The organism is Parvibaculum sp., assembly GCF_030694575.1.
Classification (GTDB): domain Bacteria; phylum Pseudomonadota; class Alphaproteobacteria; order Parvibaculales; family Parvibaculaceae; genus Parvibaculum.
Genome location: NZ_JAUYUS010000113.1, coordinates 1 through 4,444, shown reverse-complemented (window position 1 = coordinate 4,444; position 4,444 = coordinate 1). Strand labels below are relative to the sequence as shown.

The 4,444-nt window shown below is 55.4% G+C and carries 3 protein-coding genes; all 3 read right to left on the bottom strand.

The features are described 5' to 3' along the window. Positions 1–385 precede the first annotated feature (385 nt). Entirely contained in the window at positions 386–1,213 is an 828-nt protein-coding gene (locus tag Q8S60_RS16015) for a GIY-YIG nuclease family protein (protein WP_305276192.1), read from the bottom strand. Further along, positions 1,214–2,407, bottom strand: a complete 1,194-nt coding sequence (locus Q8S60_RS16010; protein ID WP_305276191.1) for a DNA cytosine methyltransferase — start codon at positions 2,405–2,407, stop codon at positions 1,214–1,216. Between the two features lie 165 nt (positions 2,408–2,572). After that, positions 2,573–3,973 carry a hypothetical protein gene (locus tag Q8S60_RS16005; RefSeq protein WP_305276189.1) on the bottom strand — a complete coding sequence of 467 codons (1,401 nt, stop codon included), beginning with the start codon at positions 3,971–3,973 and terminating at the stop codon, positions 2,573–2,575. Between the last annotated feature and the right edge of the window lie 471 nt (positions 3,974–4,444).

Sequence of the window (4,444 nt, the reverse complement as noted above, 5' to 3'; positions counted from 1 at the left end):
GCCAGCCACTACGGTAAATGTTGATACTGACAATTCGAACGTCAAATCAATCGGCTAGGCCGGTTTTTCGAGCTAACGCCTTGATACAAGAAGCTTTGCCCCGCAATTCGGTCAAAAGCCCGGTTTGCGGGGCAAACGTATATAGCTCAATGGGTTAGATGAATTTTCGACCACCGCGCTCATGTCGCATCCGATTGCCGCCGACCGGATTAAGAGAGCGAATTTTGTCACGCTTGTTTGGCAAGAACTATTCACCCCTCAGAGTGCTCAAAATGATTTGCACAGTGGCACTATCTGAAACGCAAGGGAGTTGGTCGAGGGCGTCGAAGTGCCAGAAAATAAATCGTATCAACTGCGTTACCAAATCTCCGTCCACGGACCTTCGTTAGTATATACAGGCAAATCCGTTTAGTGCGCAATCTGGCCACGTTAGGGCGTTAAATGGCGCCAAACGAGAGTCAGCATTCTGCTCAAACACGATTTTGTTGAAAAAGATTTTGGCAGTCCAAGTGGGAGGGAGTGCCTTCAGAATATTTCTCACCGCATCCTCTGCTGTGTAATCAGTGCGGTTGAACGTAATATTCTGCGAAAGATCCGGATGCTTGGCATCCGTCGGAGATACGCGCACCGTATACGGAACGCCCTGGCTTAGCTTCTCAATTGCCAGCTTGGCAGGAATCACCCCAACAGGAAACAAGTTGGGCTTGGTTAGAGTTATATCTATTGGATACCTGGCGTCGAACGGCGAGGTTTTTTGCGCATCTCGATTGCCTCCGGTGTCATTGCTGCCAAACCCGGAGCCGTTCCATCCACAGGTGGGATTCTTTTTATCCCACTTTGTTCCGAAATCCTTTATGAGCCGCGTCTCAATTCTCATTGAACTGAGCATCAGGATTTCGGCGGCCTTGAACACAACTCTGGTTGGAGTAAGGCCCTTCCTGTCGAGGATATTTCGAGCATGTTTCATCAAGCGGACATAAATGGCTTTCTCAGATTGCCCTACATAAACGATTTGCGTGTCACCGTCGGTACCTTCAAGGCCAAGCAAATAAACGCCGAGCGTCGCTTGGTTGGAACCGAGCTGATTTCTAATCTCAGCCTCTAAAAGCGGCGCCCAGTCCATACCGGAAAGATAGCTCTTCACCGCCTCGATGAGATGAACATCGAACGGAAATTGAAAAGAATCATACGCCCGTAGGACTGAAGACGTCATTTATGCAGCTTTTGAGATTGAACAGGATGACGCCCTCAATGCAGTACTAAGCGTCTTTCCCATTGCATTAGCGAGTTGGACCGGAACTGCGTTGCCAAGCTGACGCATGCTTTCAGTCCACGAGCGAGGGAATTCAAATTCATCCGGCAAACCTTGGAGCCGCGCCGCCTCGCGAATCGTGAAATAGCGAACAGAACCATCGTCTTTGACCATCATATTTTCACCGCCGGGCACACCATGGTCACCGGCCTTTAGCGCCTTTGCGGGTTCGTCCAATGGACTACCAGTATGCCCGGGATATATGCGAGCGCCTGCTTGGAACGTGTGATTGAGGACAGTGGAACTATTCCCGGGCTCCCCGAGGCCATGAATTGCGTCCCGCACGGTGACCCAAGCGCGGCCTTTGGGAGCCAGAAGCGAGGATTTCAGTCTCTCCACTATTCTGATTGCGCGCTTGTCGGTAGGCCCGGATTTCGGGGCGCTCATATTGTGCCGCTCCCAATACTCACCGCTGACCCATTGGTCCCAAAGCAATCGCTCGTAAGTGTGCGTAGGTTCGGGAAAATCGAAGTGAATATCCAAATCCGACCGCCCCCCCGCAATGATAACGCGATGACGCTTCTGTGGAGCTCCGTAATCCGCCGCGTTAACAGCAAAAACCTCTACCCTATACGTAGGCACGCCCCTCATCCTGGAGAGTCGGGCAACGTGTTCGTCATGACTTTCGTTCTGCCGCCGCCGCGCTTCCGGGCGCGCCAAACAAGCCTGAATCCAGTTCAGATAATTTGTAAATGCTGGCCGCAGCAGGCCGCGCACATTCTCAAAAAGAAATGCCTTTGGCTGCAACTCGCGGACCGCGCGGACAGCTTCGGGCCACATGTCTCTTTCATCGGCGTTTCCGCCTCCCTTGCCGCCAATGGAGAAGGGCTGACAGGGAGGGCCGCCAGCAACAAGGTCCACGCATTCGGCGATAGCGTTCCAATCAATAGAACGAACGTCAGCCTGCTGAAACGGCCATGCCTTCACATGACGAACCTTACGTCGCTTATTGTGCTGAAGAGTGGCGCAAGCCTCGGCGTTCCATTCTACCATCGCAAGATGGTGGAAACCGGACTGTGCCAAGCCCATTGCCAGTCCGCCGCAGCCGGAAAAGAGCTCCACACTCTTCATCACAATAGAATCCTCTCTTTTCATGGTTCTGATTCGTTCTCGGATACCTAGAATGCCAGAAGGGGTGCTAATGTCCACAATCGGAGGCCTTTCCGATGTGGACGTGTTTGCGACATATGGCCGAAATTTGTCACTTACAACCATTTGGATCAGACCTCTTATTGAATTGTGAATTCTGCGGGTCATCCTCTAGAAGCTGAACAAGTCGCGTTCATAGACCACGCCCTTCGCCACGCCGAGCTTCATCGCCGGCGTCGCCTTCTCCTTGCCCCTCGGCAGCATGTAGTTGTGATAGAAGCGCAGGATGGTCGCGAGCTTGGGCACCATCTCCGGGTTGTAGAAGCTGTAGGCGTGCCAGATGCGATGGGTGTTCGACGCAGTCGGAAGCCCGCGCTCGAAACCGGCGATGCGGCGGCGCGCCAGGTTGAAATAGGAATCGGCCGGGTGAATGGTCGCGCGCGTCATGAATCTGCCAAGCCCGTCCCAGTCCATCAGCCCGATATCCGTCTTCAGCCGGATTGTCTTGTTCGGCTCCGGCTTGGAATGAAACGGCCAGGGCATGCCCGCCGTCGCGAGCATCTTGCCGCGAGCCGATGACGAGCCATGGCCATAGGTCAGGCGAAGGATGTGGACGGCGAGCGCGTCTTCGTCCTCGATGCCGGGATATTCCGATTTCACCTGCGCGATTTCGGCGGCATAGAGTTGCAGCTCTTCGTGGTAGCGCTTGCGGCCTTCAATCGCCAGCCTTGTGCGCTCGTCATTGGTCAGGCCCTTCGAGAATGAGATCTCCGCGATATTAACCCGCCCGCGTTTAACCTCGTCGACCGACAGCGCCGCAATTGCATTCGCGAGGCCTGCTTCCGCGTCGCAGCAGAAATTCGCAACGCGATACGAGCGTCCAATCAGCTTCTTCACGAGCATCATGTGCGCGTAGTGAAAGATGTCGCCCCGCACACGCGAGCCACGGCCAGGCAGGTTGTATTTGCCGCCTGCTGCGAGGTCTTCCTTCGTGAACACGCTCGGCAGGCCCTTCACGATGGACTCTTGGTACTCGCTCGCGGGCCAGAGGCGAGCGAACCGGCGCATGGAGCGCGGCTTGGCGAAGTCGCCCACGGCATCCATGACCTTCTCCAGCTCGTCCGGGTCGACATCCGGGTCGTAGTCGATGGTTGCCGCGACGACGAACTGCGACGATTTGTGAACGGTCGCCATATGAAGGAGTGGGACCGTTCCTCGCCGGTTCCTGACAGGCCAGTTCACAAGGATTGTCTGGGCGTCGGTCGAGAAGTAAGGCTCCTTGTCTTCAAAGCACTGATGAAGCCGCCCTTCGCGCTCTCCGGCGAAGGCCAGGCACTGGTTGAAGAGGAAATCTATCTTGGAATGGATATGCGGAAAACTGACCTGCGCCGTTTCGCATAGCCGGCTCATGGCCATCTTGTTCACCAGCCCGCGCATGATGGCGCCGGTCTTGTCCGTCTTCTTGTGGCGCCGGGTGGGAAGCCCCAGGGAAAAGGTCTTGCGGCATGCCTTGCATTGATAGCGGGCATCGCCCTTCGCGGTCTTCCCGAACAATCTGTAGGCGGACGGCATCAGGCCTATCGGAAGCCGGTGATTGCGGCAGGAGGCATTCGAACAAGTTTCCCGTTTTGTTCTTCTATACAGGTCGCAGAGGCGTGAATACTCTTCAGCTATCGCGAGATTCGATTTGATTGCGTGAGCGGTGCCGCAAGCAGGACAAACGAATGTGCGGTCACCGCCTGAGCCTATGACTTTGCCATGCGGCTGGTTACGGCCTGCGCTGGCCGAACCGCGTACGCCCCGTCGGCCGTAAGGGTAGAGCGGAATGCCGAATAGAGAGCATTGCGCGTTGCGGCAGAAATTAACCGAAAAAACCCCGACATTGCGAGGGAGGCGGCGCCTTTGAACTCTCGAAGATTTCTTCGGAGCCTTCGCCGCCGCTTTCGACCCACCTACAGACACTAAGCCCCCGATTCAAAACAGGAAACGCCGACAGGTTACTGCCGGCGCTCCGTCGAATCAACATTTAGCCTAGGGGCTGGC